The organism is Thalassotalea litorea, assembly GCF_005843925.1.
GTDB lineage: Bacteria > Pseudomonadota > Gammaproteobacteria > Enterobacterales > Alteromonadaceae > Thalassotalea_A > Thalassotalea_A litorea_A.
This window is the reverse complement of sequence record NZ_VCBC01000012.1, coordinates 1-16,290: the sequence shown is the minus strand read 5'-3', so window position 1 is coordinate 16,290 and position 16,290 is coordinate 1. Positions and strand designations below refer to the sequence as shown.

Annotated in this window: 17 protein-coding genes; 11 read left to right on the top strand and 6 right to left on the bottom strand. The window is 43.9% G+C overall.

The annotated features are described in order from the left end of the window. Positions 1-41: 41 nt before the first annotated feature. Positions 42-422 carry a VOC family protein gene (locus tag FE810_RS12365; protein ID WP_138320383.1) on the top strand — a complete coding sequence of 127 codons (381 nt, stop codon included), beginning with the start codon at positions 42-44 and terminating at the stop codon, positions 420-422. A gap of 709 nt (positions 423-1,131) precedes the next feature. On the opposite strand, the gene FE810_RS12360 is transcribed toward FE810_RS12365, so the two are convergent. The 3 genes from FE810_RS12360 to FE810_RS12350 form a co-directional block, all read right to left on the bottom strand. Continuing rightward, positions 1,132-2,184 carry a patatin-like phospholipase family protein gene (locus tag FE810_RS12360; RefSeq protein WP_138320382.1) on the bottom strand — a complete coding sequence of 351 codons (1,053 nt, stop codon included), beginning with the start codon at positions 2,182-2,184 and terminating at the stop codon, positions 1,132-1,134. 121 nt (positions 2,185-2,305) lie between these two features. Continuing rightward, positions 2,306-2,707 (bottom strand): ACT domain-containing protein, encoded by a 402-nt coding sequence (locus FE810_RS12355; RefSeq protein ID WP_138320381.1) that lies wholly within the window; start codon positions 2,705-2,707, stop codon positions 2,306-2,308. Positions 2,708-2,807: 100 nt separating this feature from the next. Then, positions 2,808-4,154 carry an anti-phage deoxyguanosine triphosphatase gene (locus FE810_RS12350; protein ID WP_138320380.1) on the bottom strand — a complete coding sequence of 449 codons (1,347 nt, stop codon included), beginning with the start codon at positions 4,152-4,154 and terminating at the stop codon, positions 2,808-2,810. 115 nt (positions 4,155-4,269) lie between these two features. On the opposite strand from FE810_RS12350, the gene FE810_RS12345 reads away from it, so the two are divergent. Further along, positions 4,270-4,713 (top strand): hypothetical protein, encoded by a 444-nt coding sequence (locus FE810_RS12345; protein WP_138320379.1) that lies wholly within the window; start codon positions 4,270-4,272, stop codon positions 4,711-4,713. A 70-nt stretch (positions 4,714-4,783) separates the two neighbouring features. Here the strand turns inward: FE810_RS12345 and cmoB are convergent, their stop codons facing one another. Continuing rightward, positions 4,784-5,743 carry a tRNA 5-methoxyuridine(34)/uridine 5-oxyacetic acid(34) synthase CmoB gene (gene cmoB, locus FE810_RS12340; RefSeq protein ID WP_138320378.1) on the bottom strand — a complete coding sequence of 320 codons (960 nt, stop codon included), beginning with the start codon at positions 5,741-5,743 and terminating at the stop codon, positions 4,784-4,786. 28 nt (positions 5,744-5,771) lie between these two features. Next, a complete protein-coding gene (gene cmoA / locus FE810_RS12335) occupies positions 5,772-6,530 on the bottom strand; it encodes a carboxy-S-adenosyl-L-methionine synthase CmoA (RefSeq protein ID WP_138320377.1) in 759 nt (252 codons plus the stop codon). 289 nt (positions 6,531-6,819) lie between these two features. On the opposite strand from cmoA, the gene aspS reads away from it, so the two are divergent. From aspS to ruvB, 4 genes are all read left to right on the top strand, one after another. After that, positions 6,820-8,601, top strand: coding sequence for an aspartate--tRNA ligase (aspS, locus tag FE810_RS12330; protein ID WP_138320376.1), 1,782 nt, complete (start codon positions 6,820-6,822; stop codon positions 8,599-8,601). A gap of 98 nt (positions 8,602-8,699) precedes the next feature. Continuing rightward, positions 8,700-9,227, top strand: coding sequence for a crossover junction endodeoxyribonuclease RuvC (gene ruvC, locus FE810_RS12325; protein ID WP_138320375.1), 528 nt, complete (start codon positions 8,700-8,702; stop codon positions 9,225-9,227). 279 nt (positions 9,228-9,506) lie between these two features. After that, entirely contained in the window at positions 9,507-10,133 is a 627-nt protein-coding gene (gene ruvA, locus FE810_RS12320; protein ID WP_138320374.1) for a Holliday junction branch migration protein RuvA, read from the top strand. A 50-nt stretch (positions 10,134-10,183) separates the two neighbouring features. After that, complete coding sequence (gene ruvB, locus FE810_RS12315) at positions 10,184-11,194, top strand: Holliday junction branch migration DNA helicase RuvB (RefSeq protein ID WP_138320373.1); 1,011 nt, start codon at positions 10,184-10,186, stop codon at positions 11,192-11,194. Positions 11,195-11,324: 130 nt separating this feature from the next. Here the strand turns inward: ruvB and FE810_RS12310 are convergent, their stop codons facing one another. Continuing rightward, positions 11,325-11,720 (bottom strand): MAPEG family protein, encoded by a 396-nt coding sequence (locus tag FE810_RS12310; protein ID WP_138320372.1) that lies wholly within the window; start codon positions 11,718-11,720, stop codon positions 11,325-11,327. A gap of 182 nt (positions 11,721-11,902) precedes the next feature. Between FE810_RS12310 and FE810_RS12305 the strand changes: the two genes are divergently transcribed. The 5 genes from FE810_RS12305 to FE810_RS12285 all read left to right on the top strand — a co-directional run bounded on the left by FE810_RS12305 (position 11,903) and on the right by FE810_RS12285 (position 16,099). Continuing rightward, complete coding sequence (locus FE810_RS12305; RefSeq protein WP_138320371.1) at positions 11,903-12,514, top strand: energy transducer TonB; 612 nt, start codon at positions 11,903-11,905, stop codon at positions 12,512-12,514. 162 nt (positions 12,515-12,676) lie between these two features. Continuing rightward, complete coding sequence (locus FE810_RS12300) at positions 12,677-13,288, top strand: energy transducer TonB (RefSeq protein WP_138320370.1); 612 nt, start codon at positions 12,677-12,679, stop codon at positions 13,286-13,288. 54 nt (positions 13,289-13,342) lie between these two features. After that, on the top strand, positions 13,343-14,032 hold the full coding sequence (locus FE810_RS12295) for an RNA polymerase sigma factor (protein ID WP_138320369.1): 690 nt from the start codon (positions 13,343-13,345) through the stop codon (positions 14,030-14,032). Next, a complete protein-coding gene (locus FE810_RS12290; protein WP_138320368.1) occupies positions 14,029-14,757 on the top strand; it encodes a hypothetical protein in 729 nt (242 codons plus the stop codon). The genes FE810_RS12295 and FE810_RS12290 overlap by 4 nt, the downstream gene beginning before the upstream one ends. A gap of 469 nt (positions 14,758-15,226) precedes the next feature. Further along, on the top strand, positions 15,227-16,099 hold the full coding sequence (locus FE810_RS12285; RefSeq protein ID WP_138320367.1) for a DMT family transporter: 873 nt from the start codon (positions 15,227-15,229) through the stop codon (positions 16,097-16,099). Positions 16,100-16,290 lie beyond the last annotated feature (191 nt).

The window sequence follows — 16,290 nt, the reverse complement described above, 5'->3', positions numbered from 1 at the left end:
AAGCATCGACGTGAATCAGTCACATAAATAGAGGACGCATCATGAACAACAATATTACGGAAATGGCCTGGTTGGATTTAACGGTTGAAAATGCCGGGGAAGTAAAAGATTTTTATCAGGACGTTGTCGGCTGGGAAGTAGAAGCCTGCTCTATGGGGGACTACGATGATTATGCCATGAACAACCCAGCCAATGACTCACCTCAGGCGGGGATTTGCCATGCACGGGGTGTTAATGCAAACTTGCCACCGGTATGGATGCCTTATTTTCTGGTTGCCGATATCGACGCCTCTATTGCCGCAGTTACCGCAAAAGGCGGGGAGTTGCTAACGGAAGTTAAATCCATGGGCGGTGAAGATAAATATGTAATTATCAAGGATCCCGCTGGCGCAGTCTGCGCGCTTTATTTTAAAAAAGCGTAGCGGGCGCTTAGGTACTGTTTGGCGCTGGTAGACTAGAAAGGAGAGGGCAGGTTTTAGTTTCCGCTTCAGATCTTGCGTTTAAGGTTTAGAAAAAGCATAAACCGTGTGTTATGTGATGTTTCGACACCAAGCCCCTGCCAAACAGGCCTGCCGTCAACGAGACAGGCAGTGGTAAGTTGATGCTTTTAGACCGCTAGATGCAATTACTTATTGCAGGCGCAAGCCTTTTGTCCATTTTTTTGAAGCCATTCTTGATAATTTCCATCTGAACAGCTGCGTTTAATATTCGGGCAACTTGCAGCATTGTGACTGATATCCGTATTGGTCGCTCCTTCAAAAACTGAACTCAGAATGGCATTCGCGATTTGATGGCTAATCGGTTGAGATGAACAGCCTGATATCAGGATAATAGTGAGTAACGACAAATACTTCATGCGATCTCCATTTGCGTATTATGCCCGCAATAAGGGGTTAAAAATCAGTTGGTTATACTTTAGCGGAGTGCGAGGGTAAAACCAACTGTTTTAGTACATTTGAGAGGCTTATCGATTGGAAAATTCTTTTTATCGGAACTGACCCTATGCATTTTTTATATCTCGAACGTTAATGTAACATTAACGAATCTATAACGCCTTAAAAAGGACCTGCTGGTCAGGCAGTTCTTATGCCAAAGTTTTTATGCATAGCGCCCCTCTAACGTAAGTTTTGTCTACCACGCCAAGGGCTTTACCCGGTCTATATCCTGTTTCTCGATAAAATCATCCAGACTTTCTGCTAACTGGTCGGTAGCCGCAAGAACCGTTTGCCAGTATTTTATTCGCTCTGCTGGCGGCAAATCGGTGAAATCTTTTCTATCAGGGATTTTTTGATAAGGCAGATTGGCCACGAATTTTTCGGACGGCACCAACATCACCACGTTATCGTAATGACTCTTATCGACAAATCGATTCATTGACTTATCAAACCAACCGGCCTTTGGTACGGAGGTAAAATGCGGGTATAAAATCAACCCGGACTGATTCTCAATTTCTAAATCGAAATGGTAGTCAATAATCCCGCCATCGCGATACATACCTTTGGGCGAGTCAGCAACATCTTTAATGCCACGCATGACCATAGGAATCGAACCACTCGCCAATAAGGCGTCAAGGGTATTGTCCCGGGTTAATGGTAAATAGGAGGTATCAAACTGATAGGGGTCGTTTATTGTTAGTTTACTGTCAGGATGATGATAGATAACTCGTTGATATTGATGCTTGAGCAGACGCCTGTCGATGCGATTAAGACCATAACTTGTCACTAAGCCGAGCATTTGTAGCGCTTTATTTTCAAAGCGGGTTAAACCATGACAGCGACAGACCACAAAATGCGCTTTAATGGCGGGGTTAGTGATTATCTGTTCAATGCCATGTTCACCAAATACGGCGCTCATTAACTCATAAGCTTTTCCGGTAATTTCCGTCGCATCGGCATTTTCGGAGTATACGGTTTGCGAATAATTTTCCGCTAAACGGGTAATTGCGGCGACGGGATCCTTTTGAGCCAGTGCGGCAAAGCGAAAAGCCCCGGCGGAAGAGCCGATTAAATTTAATTCAGATGTCCGGTCTTTAAATAATTCGCCAAAGATATATTTATCTAAACCATAAAGAGAAAACCACTTAGGACCACCACTGGCACCAATCATGGTGGAAAATAAGGATTGGGAAAATCCTTGTTGCTTGAGCGTCGTAAGGGCGTTGTTGCCGGCGTATATATCTAACACGGAATTTTAGCTTCCTGGCGAAATTTTATGGCATATTTTACGGGGAACATTGGTGCGTGCCAAGAGGAATGCATAATGAGCACCGCAATATCATAACGTTATTGTCGAGCAATTCACTGCGTTAAACAGACTCGCTTAATGCTGCAAGCGCGCGAATTGCCTTTGTTGCTTTTTCTTCTGGTACAAAAATATGATCATGGAAATGCGCGGCAACGACATTGGCGCTGATCCCTTGTTCCGCCAGCGCTGTTGCGATTGCAGCAGTCAGGCCTACCGCCTCTAAACTGGAGTGCACCGTTAAAGTGATCTGTTTAAACACGCCTTCATAGGTTATGTTGGCGCGTTCGGCCTGTACCTGTTCAAGTATTAGGGTCAAGCCTTCCGACTCTTGAAAGCACGCAAGGGGATTTAATGCGAGGTGTTCTTTTATGTCACCACTCACGGTGGTAAATACATAACTGCCATCTTGTAACTCTGGTTTCATGCTGGCAATTAATTGGTTTAAATCGGTAATCGCGTTCAAAATAGCTCTCTAATTTTTTTTAAATGAATTTGCCATTGTTCTTGCCATTGTCATTACTAAAATATCAGGGGCAAGCGGCGCTAACCACAACTAAACACCATTACACGCAGTGCTTTTCATTGACACCACTGGCATTGGCGATAAACAGGTTGTTGTAGACTCTAGTTGCGAACTCATCGGTCATGCCACTTAAGTAATCGGCAATTACGCGATTTGGATTTAGCCCTTCATCGACGGCTTTTTGCCAACGTCGGCGGGTTGAATCTGGCAATAGCCGCTGTGGATCACTGGCGAACGCCTCAAACAACTCCATCACGATTTGCTGGCCTTTATATTCTAAGCGTTGAATATCCGTTTGCTTGATCACAAAGCGATATACGAAATCTTTTAACAAGCCAAGCACCTTTGCCGGTGCCTTTGAAAGTTTGGCATTGTAGCGCAATAAATCTTCGTCAAAGTCACAGCCTTGGGTTTCGTTTAAATCCACTAGCGAGATAGAGGTGATCAGATAATTGACCAAAGAACCGATGGCATCTTTTTGTAAGTGGTGTTGCTGACTAAACAGGTTTTCGGTAATGCTCGTATAATTTTCCTGCACCCAGATATCATCAATTTCCGCCATGGGTTTTGCCACATATTCGACAAATAAATGCTCAGAAACCACGCCGGTGACAATGGCATCTTCCATATCATGAACGCCATAGGCAATATCATCCGCCAGTTCCATAATGGAGCAATCTAACGATTTATAACGTGTTTTTTTATGATTATTGTCTCGTGCCAGACTACTTTGGAAAAGTTCCTTGTCATGAGATGACAATGGCTCTAATACCCAATGCAACATATCCAGGTCGTCGTCATAAACCCCTTTAGGCGGATGCCAGTCACCGGCCTTTAACTGTCGATAGTTATTGGGAAGCTTCTCAGGGTAAGATGATTGCAAATGCTCGATGGTTTGCGGGTATTTTAAAAAGCCCAGCAGGGTGCGACGGGTAAGATCCATCCCATATTGCTCGGTATAGGGTTCAAGTTTACTGACAATACGAAATGTCTGGCCATTGCCTTCAAATCCGCCATGTTTGTGCATCATAAAATTGAGCGCGACTTCGCCACCATGACCAAACGGTGGGTGGCCAATGTCATGGGCTAAACAGATGGCTTCAATTAATGAATCATCGGTTGGGAATAACGTTTCCGCCAACTCACTATGCTTGTTTCGCAATTGGGCACTGATGCCAGAGCCGATTTGGGCAGCCTCTAATGAATGGGTCAAACGGGTCCGATAAAAATCACTGACACCTACGCCCATTACCTGAGTTTTTGCCTGCAGGCGACGAAAGGCCGCGGAATGCAAAATACGGGCGCGATCCCGTTGAAACGGGGAGCGATGATCCTGAATTCGGGTCGCGTTTGGTGAAAATTTACGTTGTAACCAATGCTCGTTCATAAAAATTGCACATTATTTGTTCCTTTCGTTCTATGATTACTCTATTTGGTTTCGTGGACAAGTAAAATTTCCCTGTACTTAGAGGAATTCAAGGAGTTAGCGTATCTGGCGTGGCATGTTTATTAATATCACCATTGTTTTTGCCTGGTTACCCTCATTGGTGTTACTGGCAACGATTGGTATTTCACTGATTAACTTTTTAACGGGCAGTTTCTCTGAGCAGCAACTTGATGCGGCAATACATTCACCGTTACAGGTAGGGCTGTTGATTATTTGGATCGCTTCAGTGGTTTTAAGTTTTTGGTCGATGTGTTCCGTTTGTTTTGGCTTGAATATGGGGTTTGTATGGCGAATGCTGGCGTTGTTGATTGGGACGTTAGCGTATTTAGTTCCACTGGCGTTTTTTCTGCCGTTACTGGCAAGTTATTCATTGCAAGCATTGCTGACAATCGTATTATCTCTATTGGCGCTTGCGGCATTGATCCATCTTATTCACGCCTATTTGCACTTACGCCTGATCTTATCAGACACGAAAGCGAAGGTAGAAAGCGGAAAGTAAAACGGGAGACCACACAGTCTCCCGTCATACGATTGCAAATTTACTATCACCCCAGAGGGGGCGGAACGTATCAAACGTTGGCGATAAAAATTGCCCGTAGTGGTGCTGGATACCCCTCAATGGTTTTACTGCTATCTTCAGGGTCGAGAAAATCCTGCAGCGATTCATTATCCATCCAGTCAGTTTTACGTTGCTCTTCAAACGCTGTTTGGTCTGTATTGACCATACGCACGTTTTTAAACCCGAGGCGGCGCATCCAAAACATTAACGCTTCGCCACTGGGAATAAACCAGACGTTGCGCATTTTTGCATAGCGCTCGCCCGGCACCAGCACGGTCTGCTCGTCACCTTCAACAACCAGAGTTTCCAGTACAAGTTCACCACCAGGGCTTAACTGTGCTTTTAATTGCTGTAAAAAATCGATTGGCGATTTACGGTGATAAAGTACGCCCATCGAAAACACCGTATCAAAAGATTTTAGCGCCGGTAGGTCATCGACACCCAATGGCAATAAATTGACGTTTGGATCTTTGATAAAATGGGAAATTGCTTGAAATTGCATTAAAAACAGTTGGGTAGGATCGATACCAACTACAAATTCGGCACCTTCACCACGCATTCGCCACAAATGGTAACCACTACCGCAACCGATATCTAACACGGTTCTACCTTTTAGTGGACTGATATGGGGTAATAAACGATCCCATTTAAAATCTGAACGCCATTCGGTGTCGATATGCAGACCATGGATATGAAACGGACCTTTGCGCCAGGGTTTAAAGTTTTTCAATAAGGCTTCGATACGCTTGCGTTGCCCTTCAGGTATATCATCCTTTTGGCCAATGGTTACGCTGTTTTTTAAATCCAAGTTCGAATATTCAGTGTCAGGCAGAGCCTCGAGGGTTTTTAACCATTTTCCATATTCGCCATGCAAGTGGCTTTTTTGCCATTGATCTAGTTGGGCGGGCAGGGTGGTTAACCAGTGGCTTAACTGATTGCCGGCGATTTGTTGATAGAAACTATTAAACATAATGAATGACTGGCTATATTTAGGGTCGCTATTTCACTGCGACTAATGAAAAGAAGTTAAAACATTGAAACCATGGGGTGGCGTGGGAAAACCCCGCTTGCTGCAACCTGGACAAGTGACTATCCAACACATCAGGCTTCATTACATTTTCAATGGCAGAGCGCTTTTGGGCAATCTCCAATTCACTGTAGCCATTAGCGCGTTTAAAATCATGGTGCAATTCGTTTAATAGTGCTCGACACTCGGGGTCATTATCATAGATTTTTTCCGACAGGATAAATAAGCCCCCAGGGATTAATGCATCGGCGATTTTTTCAATCAGTTGCTGGCGCTTGTCTGGCTCAATAAATTGTAAGGTGAAGTTCAACACAATGACCGATGCGTTTTCCATTGGCTCTTGCAAAATATCGCCATATTTTACCTCGCAGGGCGTATCCGCCTTGAACGCATTAAGATGAATTTTACAGCGCTCGACCATGTCGGAGGAGTTATCAATGGCGACAATCTTACAACCTTTCGCGTCAATGCTGCGTCGCATGGCTAAACTGGCCGCCCCTAAAGAACAACCGAGATCATAAACATTGGTATTGTCTTTTGCATAACGACCGGCAAGGTTTCCAATCGTATCAATGATGGTGTTGTAACCGGGCACCGAACGTTTGATCATATCTGGAAAAACTTCCACCACTTGCGCATCGAAACGAAAATCCGCAACGTTTACTTGTGGTTTTGAATAAATCAGATCTTTATCTTGCTGGGACACTGGTTTGGACTCTTTGTCGGACATTGGCTAAGCCCTGTTGCATGTTATGAGCCTTATTTTATCTTAAATACCTGACTTATTGAAAGTTCATCCTTAAAAAGGTGGTTTTTTTGCAGCGATTTAAATAATTCGGTTTTTTTCTGTTCAGCATTCGCCAATTCAGGTGACATCCCGCGGGTTTTCCTTATAATGTCGGCTTTATTAAATTTCCGACATTGATTCGACCCTTTCTCATGGGTATCAGTCGATGCCGATATGATCCCGCTATAATAAACACGGGTTCGAGCTTTTTACATATCAGGAACAGTCAATAATGCGTAGCGTCTATTGTGGTGAGGTGAACGAATCTCACATTGGTCAGGAAGTCACTCTTTGTGGTTGGGTAAACCGTCGTCGTGATCTTGGTGCCGTAATCTTTTTAGATTTACGAGATCGTGAAGGTATCGTGCAGGTGGTTTACGATCCGGATTTCCCTGAAGTGTTGGAAAAAGCCAACACATTACGTAACGAATTCTGTGTTCAGGTGAAAGGTAAAGTTCGTGCACGCCCTGAAGGTCAGGTGAATAAAGATATGGCAACCGGTGCTATTGAAGTTCTGGGTCTGGAATTGACCATTTTGAACAAAGCCGCGCCATTGCCGTTAACGCTTGACGATCATCAAAACAACTCGGAAGAGCAACGCTTAAAATATCGCTATCTTGATTTGCGTCGTCCTGAAATGACTGAGCGTTTGCGTTTTCGTGCCAAAGTGACGTCTGCGGTACGCGAGTCGTTAGAGTCACAAGGTTTCATGGATATTGAAACGCCAATCCTGACCGCGGCAACGCCGGAAGGGGCTCGTGATTACTTAGTGCCGAGTCGAACTCACAAAGGTAGCTTTTTTGCATTGCCACAATCACCACAACTATTTAAACAGTTGTTAATGATGTCAGGCATGGAGCGTTACTATCAAATCGTAAAATGTTTCCGTGATGAAGATTTACGTGCTGATCGCCAGCCAGAATTTACTCAAATCGATATCGAAACCTCGTTCATGACCGCCGATCAGGTTATGGAAGTAACCGAAACCATGATCCGTGATTTGTTTAATAAATTGCTTAGTGTCGATTTAGGTGACTTTCCGCGTATGTCCTACGCAGAAGCAATGACGCGTTACGGCTCTGACAAACCAGATTTACGTAACCCACTTGAGCTTGTCGATGTTGCTGACTTATTAAAAGACGTAGAATTTAAAGTATTCTCCGGTCCTGCAAACGATGAAAAAGGTCGTGTAGCGGTGATCTGTGTTCCCGGTGGTGCTGAGAAGTTTTCTCGCAAGAACATCGATGAATACGGTAAATTTGTTGGTATCTATGGTGCCAAAGGTTTAGCGTGGATGAAGGTGAATGACCGTGCTGCGGGCATGGAAGGTATTCAGTCACCAATACTGAAGTTCTTGCCGGAAGCTGCAGTAAACGGTTTGCTTGAGCGCACTAACGCGCAAAGCGGCGATATTATTTTCTTCGGTGCCGATAACTATACGGTTGTGACCGAAGCGATGGGGGCGTTACGCCTTAAGCTCGGTGAAGATCTGGATATCGTCAGCGACGAATGGAAACCACTTTGGGTTGTCGATTTTCCAATGTTTGAAGAATTCGATGGTAATATGCATGCATTGCATCACCCATTCACCGCACCATCGGAGCTAACGGCAGAAGAGTTAGAAGCCAATCCTGTCGGCGCGTTATCCAATGCGTATGATATGGTACTTAACGGTTGTGAGTTAGGTGGTGGTTCGGTTCGTATCCATGATCAGGCGATGCAAGCCGCAGTTTTCCGTATTCTTGGTATTAGCGATGAAGAAGCGGAAGAAAAATTTGGTTTCTTATTAGAAGCGTTACGCTACGGCACACCGCCTCACGCGGGTCTGGCCTTCGGTCTGGATCGCTTGGTAATGCTAATGACCGGTGCGACATCCATTCGCGATGTGATGGCATTCCCGAAAACCACAACCGCAGCGTGTCCATTAACGAATGCTCCGGGTAAAGCAAACCCGGCACAACTAGCCGAGCTTGGTGTGCAAGTTGTCGTTGAAGAGAAAAAAAGCGAAGAGTAAATTTTTTGTTTTTCGCGAAATGGGGTCAGAGTCAATTAATTTTGATTCTGGCCCTTTTTTCATTAAGGTATAAACATAACAATAAATAAATTAAATTCATGAGCATAATCTTAGGCATCGATCCCGGTTCAAGAATCACCGGATACGGCATCATCGAGAAAAAAGGTCGCACCTTTAATTATCTTGGCAGCGGTTGCATTAAAACCCTGGCTGCCGGGGATGATCAGTCGTTGCGTCTGCAAATCATCTTTGCCGGTGTTTCAGAATTGATTATTCAGTACAAACCGGATTTGTTTGCGATTGAGCAAGTGTTTATGGGACAAAATCCTTCTGGCGCATTAAAACTCGGTCAAGCACGCGGTGCGGCGATGGTGGCGGCCACCAATAACAATGTACCGGTGGCGGAATACTCGGCCAGACAAATTAAACAATCGGTCGTTGGCACCGGTGCTGCGGATAAAACGCAGGTTCAGCATATGGTGGCATCGATTTTGAAGCTTCCCGGAACGCCTCAGGCGGATGCCGCAGATGCATTGGCGGTGGCCATTTGTCATGCCCACAGTTATGACTCATTGGCGAAAATGGCGGGCAAAGCAACCAAAACCGTTCGCGGGCGCTTACGTTAAACGGTTTTTTCGCTTTCGTACAAGCCGATATCTCCGGCGCAATCCCTTCCCATGTATCATTGCATGCACAACAAAGAATTTGCACTTTACTGTATAAATATATAGTATCTATTTCATCGGACTTAAATAATAAAATCGTGACAGATTGTTTCGCATTCGCTCATAAAAATATTCGCGCTAAAAATATTTACTGCAAAAATGAGCGACATTGATGCGACAAGACAGGACACACGAAGATCCTCAATGAGGGTCTAAAACGAGGATAGTGAGGATAGTAAAGTGATAGGACGTTTACGTGGCTTATTGGTTGATAAACAACCACCGGAAATTGTGATTGAATGTGGTGGCGTTGGATACGAAGTGACGCTACCCATGACAAGCTTCTATCATTTGCCCAAAATTAACGAAGAAGCGGTGATATACACCCACTTTGTGGTGCGAGAAGATGCTCAGCAACTATTTGGTTTTGCCAATGTCACCGAGCGAAAGCTGTTCCGTTTATTAATAAAAGTGAATGGCGTTGGCCCTAAACTTGCTCTGGCGATTTTGTCGAATATGTCCTCATCTCAGTTTGTCCTATGCGTGCAAATTGATGATGTTGGCACCATTGTAAAAATTCCGGGTGTTGGTAAGAAAACAGCAGAGCGTTTGTTGATTGAAATGCGTGACCGCTTAAAAGACTGGGGACAGGATCTTGCTACGCCTAATGCCGATGAATTTGCATTACAGGGCGAAGAAAATGGTTCAACGTTCGTTACCGTTACCAATGAAAAGGACGATGCCATTACCGCATTAGTCTCATTAGGTTACAAGCAGAATCAGGCGGAAAAAGCCGTTTCTGGTGTGCATCAAAATGGCATGAGCTCAGAAGAGATTATTCGTGATGCCCTTAAATCTATGTTATAACCAGCGCTATAGCATTCACCCAGCTTAATAATATTGGTCGAACAACACACATGATAGAAGCGGATCGTTTAATACAACCTACTCCCACTACTCGCGAAGAAGAAACCGTCGATAGGGCGATACGCCCTAAAATGCTTGCTGACTACACCGGTCAGGAACATGTGAAAGAGCAGATGGAGATTTTCATCGAAGCGGCGACAAAGCGTAACGAGCCACTAGACCATCTTTTGATCTTTGGCCCGCCAGGCTTGGGCAAAACTACCTTGGCCAATATCGTTGCCAATGAAATGGGCGTGAATATTCGTACCACTTCAGGACCTGTTTTAGAAAAAGCTGGCGACTTAGCCGCGCTATTGACGAACCTGGAAGAAAACGATGTGTTGTTTATTGATGAAATTCATCGCTTAAGCCCTGTGGTCGAGGAAGTTCTGTATCCGGCGATGGAAGACTATCAACTGGATATTATGATAGGGGAAGGGCCTGCGGCGCGTTCTATCAAGTTAGATTTACCACCATTCACATTGATTGGCGCCACAACACGAGCTGGTGCCTTAACCTCACCACTTCGCGACCGTTTTGGTATTGTCCAGCGTCTTGAATTTTATAAAGTCGAAGATCTGACCGATATCGTCGCCCGCAGTGCGCATTTTCTCAATGTCGAATTAGACAATGAAGGTGCCATTGAAGTTGCTCGCCGTTCTCGCGGTACACCACGAATTGCCAACCGCTTGTTGCGCCGGGTGCGAGATTTTGCCGAAGTAAAAAATGATGGTACAGCGGATCAGCATGTGGCCTCAAAAGCATTGAATATGCTGGAAGTCGACAGCGAAGGCTTTGATTTGATGGACCGTAAATTACTGCTCGCCATTATCGACAAATTTATGGGTGGCCCGGTCGGGTTAGACAATGTTGCCGCGGCAATTGGTGAAGAACGTGACACCATCGAAGATGTGATTGAGCCATTTTTGATACAACAGGGTTTTTTACAACGAACCCCTCGTGGCCGCATGGTAACCGAACGCGCATACCTTCACTTTGGATTAGATAAGCCTGAAAGATAACTGAATTTGCTCGCAGAGCTCTGTTTTTTACGGGTTGGATTTATTGCAAAATCAAGGGGTCAGAGTTGTTGATATAAGAATAACGACTCTGGCCCCTTGATATTCGAGCTTATTAAATTTGCGAGACTAGTTAGAACAACATATAAGCGATATTCATGATGGCTAAAATCAACATCGCCAAGAATGTCCCAAGTACACCGACAAAACGCTGCCAGCTTTTCCCTGACGATTTAGCAATGCCGATCGCGTGCAAAAATCGACAAGTCACTAGTGCGCCACCTAAGGCATGCATTACAAATTGAGAGCCGTTGTTTATTTCTAAAATTGCAAGCAACAGTAATGCAAACGGTACATATTCAACGAAATTACCATGTACCCGTATGGCTTTGCTCAACTCTTTATCGCCACCATCTCCTAAACCAATCTTTAATCGGCGTCTTAACCCGATGACTTTAAAACTCAGTGCAATATAAAGTAGAGCAAGAATACCTGCATAAAAACCGGTAATCGTTAATGAATGTTCCATTGTTTATCCCTGTGTATTTTTGTTAAGTTAGTGTACTGCAAACAAAAGTTGACGAAAAGACAATTAAATTTTGCAGTGTAAAACTTACGTAAAATTTGGATTACAACCAACTATAATTAAAGCGAGTCAGGCAGTATGAGGTAGCAAGCTTGCACATTAATTTCCCTGTAAAAGGAGGAAAGGTGAAATTCTTCGTTGCCATTATTGCCGGTGGTTTTATCTCTTTGGGTATAATTGCCGTGATGGCTGCTCTCGTTGCGTCGGATGACATTTATATTGAACCGGATGATAATTATACGGTTGTTGAGTTGGCAGAACCTCGCAAAGACAGTAAAACCATTTTTAAAAAGCGAATTTTAGATCCTCCACCTGAACCTCCCCAAAAACCTGGCGGTATCGCCTCAGTCCGCGCTGTGCCAGCAAAAACTTCGTCCGAGGTTAAGCAAATAAAAATGCCGGACATTGCTATTGACAGCACGTTACAGTCTCAGGAGTTTGCTGTAGAAGAAACGCCTCAAAATAGTGGTGCAACACCAATCTATCGTTCGTTACCGCGGTACCCGGTTAGTGCGGCTCGGCAAAAAATTCGCGGATGGGTAAAATTAAGTTTTTCTATTAATGCTCAGGGCGTACCTGAAGATATCCTGGTAATTGAATCTCAGCCCGAGCAGATATTTGATCAGGCGGCAATCGATGCCTTGTCTCGCTGGAAATATCGGCCACAAATGCAAAGCGGCCAACCGGTGAAACAGGAAAATCTCAGCGTACGTATCGATTTTGGTAAGAAAAAATAATCGACAACTCTGACCCCTTGATTATTCTCCGCTCCAATATTTTCATTTCTTTAACCCCTTTTTAATTTCTCATTCGTTTTATTAATAAGACGACATGGGAAGTCGTTCGTGATCACGACCTGTTTAAGCAATCAACATTCATTTCAATTGTGGGAAAGGTTTATGACTCGATTAATTAATATTACATTTTTAGCGTTCATTGTATGTTTTGGACTATTCGCGTTTATGGCTGCACTGGTAAAAGATAAAGGAGGCTTTGTAGCAGAAGCTTCTCCCTATGTGCCATTAGAGTTTATGGAGCAACCGAAAGACAGTAAGGTACAGGAAAAGAAAAAGATGGATCCGCCGCCTGAGCCAAAACCCGTGCCAGAGCCTCCATCATCAATAACTCCGGTGGATCAAAACGAATCCATTGCAAAAATTAACGTCCCGGGGCCGGATTTAACCATAGATGATCCAGGACCGTCGATTCTAGGGCCGAATATGGGGGGAGATGCCAGACCAATTGTACGAGTTAGTCCTAAATATCCGATAGTTGCGGCTCGAGATGGCATTACTGGTTGGGTGCAGTTAGCGTTTTCAATCAATGAAACCGGCGGGGTAACCGATGTTGAAGTGATCGACTCTTCACCAAAACGCACTTTTGATAAAGCCGCAATTAAGGCGTTGAAGCGGTGGAAATACAAAGCCAAAATGGTGGATGGGAAACCGGTAAAACAAACACAATTAACGGTGCAATTGGATTTTAAAATGGACGAGGCCAGCGGTTCGTGAGTAATATAGCGACATAGGCTTAAGCCAATAGAAAAAGTACAAAAGGAAGATAATTTGGCGAAGATATCATCCCTGATTAAAGGCTGGTTAAACCCAGCCTTAAGCCCGGAACAGCAAATGCTGGCCTATTGTCAGCAACCGGATGCTGCGCGGCTAAAACCATTGGTTGAGCGTTATAGTGATGATTTGTATCACTTTTTAATTGCTCAGTCGGATGTGGCAGTGGCGGAAGATATTTTACAGCACACCTGGTTAAAGGTGATTGAAAAACATCAAAGCTTTAAACAAGGAAGCAATGTAAAAAGTTGGCTGTTTACCATTGCTCGCAATACATTAATTGACGATTTGCGCCGCAATCAACGCTGGGATTTTAGTGATATTGATGATGCCATCGCCGCGCAAGACAGCAATGCTGAACGATACAACCCTGACTCATTTAACCAGAGTTCATTAAGCCACTTGTCCACTGAGCAATTAGTGAGCGACAGTGAGCAGCAAGGTATATCTGAGACGTCATTTCAGTTGTTAATTCAGGCACTGCCGATGGCACAACGAGAATCGGTAATTTTGCAACTTGAAGGCTTCTCGATTCAGGATATCGCCATGATCACATCGGAAAAAACAGAAACCGTTAAATCTCGTTTGCGTTACGCAAAGCTGGCATTAAAAAAACATTTAGGAACCAATAATGAGGCCGTCGGTAAAGAAGAAATGCTGGTATCGGGTAAGGAGTATCAGTCATGAGTAACAACAAGTCTGACTTTGATAATGAATTACAAAATACGTATCAGGATTTTAAGGCGGAAAACCGATTAAGTGGATCGCAAAAAGAAGCACTCTTCGAAGGCATTGAACAGGTGTCTCACAACACTCAGGACACGGTGCAACATGGATTTTTAAGCCACTACCGACGTTTTAGCTACGTCAAACCGCTTATTTTATGCAGCATTGCCTTAGTTCTGATCGTCCCAATTTTTAGTTTGATAAAAGAGCAGACCCAAATCATTAAGCCAGCACCAGATATCATGGCAGAGGTGCACTTTGAGGAATATTTGGTGTCTGACGACGAAGCAACTCCTGCTCGTTTAGCGATTACCTTACCGCAGTTGCCTATGAGTACGCGTCCAGAAATTATTTTGACGGAAATTGCCGCCAGCACCCCTGAGCAAAAGCTGTCAAACTTTAATCAGCTGATTGAAAACCTGAAACAACAAGCTGTGAGTGCCACGCAATTGGCAGGCTTGGATTTTGCCGATGAATTAAGGCAAGGCCGTCTGGTTCAGCTTGATGGCGACTGGTTTATCGAATTTTGTGATGAACGACGCGAGTTACTGCGAAATGAAGTGATTGAACACTCTTTGTTGGCCGCCAATCAAAAGCAACAGTCGGATATGACTTTTGATGTCTACTCCAATCAAAATGGTGTTATTGCACTGCTACAAAACTCGCAACCGCTTATGTGTGATTAAGCAAACGTTAAATAACCCAGGTTTAACTTGCATTTGCGGTAACCTAGACTTGTGTTAACAAGGTTGATAGGGCAGCTTATACCAATCCCATTAAGTTTGTGCACAACTCAGAGTTAGGGCAGAGGTTCAGTTACAACATCGATTTCGTTGATATAGTCATTCTATATTAATGAAATATAGGGCAGTAAATGGGCCTCTCACTAACTCCCTACGGGTGAGTTTTAAAGGCATTTATCCTGCGTTACTGATTTTGACAATGGAATAACCATTCTCTGCAATCAAAGCCTTGTCTAAAAGCCTTTAAATTCTCACTGAGTGAGCAATAATTTAATGGGATTGGTATTAATGGGGCATAGTCGTCATTAATTGGTTCTTAACTTATTGATTATTATGTTATTGTTTTTTCTCTAATTGACACTGCCCTTATATAACTGCCCCTATAGAAGATTAACAACAGGAATTATTGTTCGTGGGTTTAAAGCAAATTAATTCAACCTGGTTATATACCTCGGTTGCGCTTATTGCGTTTGCCGCTAACTCGATATTGTGCCGCCTCGCTTTGAAAGACGAAGCTATTGACCCATCAAGCTTTACATCTATTCGCCTACTATCCGGCGTAGTTATGTTTATCGTGCTGCTGGCGTTTCCTCGTAACGGTAAAAAGCACAACATGCAATTGCTTTCGTTTAGCGGTAAAAATTTTCTCGCAGCAGGGACGCTATTTATCTATGCCATTGGTTTCTCCTACGCTTATATTACCTTAGATACTGGAACTGGCGCTCTGATCTTATTTGGCACAGTGCAGTTAACCATGATTGGGATTGGATTTATTCGCGGTGAAAAACTTCACGTCTTTGACGGGGCGGGTATTTTTATTGCGTTCGGTGGCTTAATCTATCTTTTATATCCCACCATTTCTACACCAAATATGAGCGGTGCTCTATATATGGTTATTGCAGGAGTCGCATGGGGTGTTTATACCGTTTTAGGTAGAGCAAGCGCAGCGCCGCTAACAGACACGGCGAACAACTTCATCTGGACAATGCCATTGGTGATCGTTCTGTTTATCTTTACTGTTACTTCTGCGAACATCACCGTCAAAGGCGCTTTTCTAGCGGTGTTATCAGGCGCATTTGCATCTGCTTTGGGCTATAGCGTTTGGTATAAAGCGCTAAACACCCTTGGTAATATTCAGGCAGCCGTATTGCAATTATCTGTACCGGTTATCGCGGCGATTGGCGGGGTGTTGTTTGTATTCGAAAGCATAACTATTCGGCTTATGCTTTCCAGTCTGATGGTGCTAGGAGGGATCTTACTAGTGATTCTGCGCAAAAGCCGATAGATGATAATAATCAGCCTGATTTGGTTAAGTTAGTTCGCTGGTTTTAACTCGAAAATGCAGAGTTGAAGTTACTGGTTGAGTAAACGACTGCGACCGGAAAGTTATAAAGGCAACAGCTTTTAATACCAATCACATTAAATTATTGCTCACTCAGTGAGAATTTAAAGGCTTTTAGGCAAGGCTTTGATTGC